The following is a 1,963-nucleotide window of genomic DNA, read 5'->3' on the forward strand; positions in this document are numbered from 1 at the left end:
AAAAAGTCAATTCCATAGGAAACAGCAGTTGTTGGCTCACTGCCTCCTGAACTGTAATGTTTTTTAACAATTCTTCATACAATACACGCTCATGAGCTCTTTGCTGATGGATTACAAGCATTCCTGCCTTTACACTAGTAATCAGGAATTTGTTATGCAACTGAAACGTATTCTGACTTGTTTCTGAAGCCGTATCAGTAAACAGGGAACCGGTTACCACTTCGCTTTCAAATTCAATTTCATTTAAACTGAACTTGTCTGACGGAGGTGTATTTTGTGGCTGTAAGCCGGAGTACAGGCTTTCCCATTCAGGTGTTTTTTCCCGTTTAAAAGGGAATTTAATATTTTTTTGGCGTGTTTCAGAATCTTTGAAGGGATTGAAATTTTTATCAAATTCTATATGAGGAACACCAGCAGGTTTGTTTTTGTAATCATAAGGTGTATCAAGATTTTTATCTCTTTCAAAATCAAGCACCGGAGCCACACTAAATTGACCCAGGCTGTGTTTTACCGCCGACCTCAACATTGCATAGAGCGTGTGTTCATCATCAAACTTCACTTCGGTTTTTGTGGGATGGATATTGATATCAATTGATTTTGGATCCACTTCCAAAAATAAGAAATAACCCGGTTGCGTATTTTCTTTCAGCAAGCCTTGAAATGCTGCAAGAACAGCGTGATGGAGGTAGCCGTTTTTTATAAAGCGGTTGTTGACAAAAAAGAACTGGTCTCCCCTGCTCTTTTTGGCAAATTCCGGTTTTAAGACAAAGCCTTCGATTTTAAGTACCGGAGTTTCTTCATTTACCGGAACCAGTTTTTCGTTGGTTTTTGGACCAAAAATGGCGACGATGCGTTGCCGTAAGTTTGAAGCCGGTAACTGAAAAACTTCTGCCCCGTTATTAAACATACTGAAAGCCACACCCGGATGTGCCAGAGAAACCCTGTGGAATTCGTCAATAATGTGCCGGGTTTCAACTGTGTTTGATTTCAAGAAATTGCGTCGTGCCGGGATATTAAAAAACAGGTTTTTCACGGCTACCGATGTACCTTTTGGGGTAACCGTAACCTCTTGAGCTTTTACTTCACTCCCTTCTACACGAATGACTGTGCCTACCTCATCAGAGGTTATTTTGGATTTGAGTTCAACATGGGCAACAGCGGCTATCGATGCCAGCGCCTCACCTCTAAACCCTTTGGTGTGCAGTTGAAATAAATCTTCAGCCGTTTGTATTTTTGATGTAGCATGCCGTTCAAAACTCAACCGGGCGTCGGTCGTGCTCATTCCCTGACCGTCATCTATAACTTGCACCAGCGTTTTTCCGGCATCTTTTATTAAAAGTTTTATATGGGATGCTTCTGCATCGATGGCATTTTCGAGCAATTCTTTAACCACTGAAGCCGGCCTTTGAACTACTTCGCCGGCAGCTATCTGGTTGGCAACATGGTCAGGTAAAAGCTTTATTCTGTCTGCCATTTATAAGGGCTTCTTAAAGATAGAGAGGTCAAACTCGATTATGAATAAAAAAATAAGAATTAAAACAACTGCTATAATTAAAATTATTTTATTGGTTTTTTTATCAGAATTGCTTCTATAATCGTCCCAGGCATTGGTAAATTTTGCTTTTATGCCTTTGGTGTCGCCTGTGGCTTTACGAAACTGGTCAAATTTTCGTTCCATTTGAAAGGGGCTTCCTTCCTTATCACTTCTGTAATAACGTGGCTCGTAATTAAACTTTTTATTGCTGCGTGTTTTAAAAATTCCCATATTTTATCAATTTTCAAAGGTACTTAAAAACAAAAAGAATGCCGAACTCCCCCGGTTAAAAATTGTTAACAAAAAGTGCAGTTTCTTCATTATGATATTTGTCATTTTCTAATGTGGGTTTTAGATATACTTTTGCTTTTCAATAGAACATGGGGACCATGACAAACATATTAATTCCAACAGATTTTTCTCACAATT

At 39.1% G+C, this 1,963-nt stretch carries 2 protein-coding genes; both read right to left on the minus strand.

Annotation, left to right across the window (positions count from 1 at the left end):
* On the minus strand, positions 1 to 1,474 hold a 1,474-nt coding region (mutL, locus tag AACY61_RS13035; protein ID WP_339612016.1), incomplete at its 3' end, for a DNA mismatch repair endonuclease MutL.
* Complete coding sequence (locus AACY61_RS13040; protein ID WP_339612017.1) at positions 1,475 to 1,765, minus strand: riboflavin synthase subunit beta; 291 nt, start codon at positions 1,763 to 1,765, stop codon at positions 1,475 to 1,477.
* Positions 1,766 to 1,963 lie beyond the last annotated feature (198 nt).

The sequence above is a fragment of the uncultured Planktosalinus sp. genome, from assembly GCF_963973675.1.
Taxonomy (GTDB): domain Bacteria; phylum Bacteroidota; class Bacteroidia; order Flavobacteriales; family Flavobacteriaceae; genus Planktosalinus.

Bases quoted from the DNA above. Each gene is read 5' to 3' on its own strand.
- AACY61_RS13040 (WP_339612017.1), bottom strand. From the start codon at position 1,765: ATGGGAATTTTTAAAACACGCAGCAATAAAAAGTTTAATTACGAGCCA.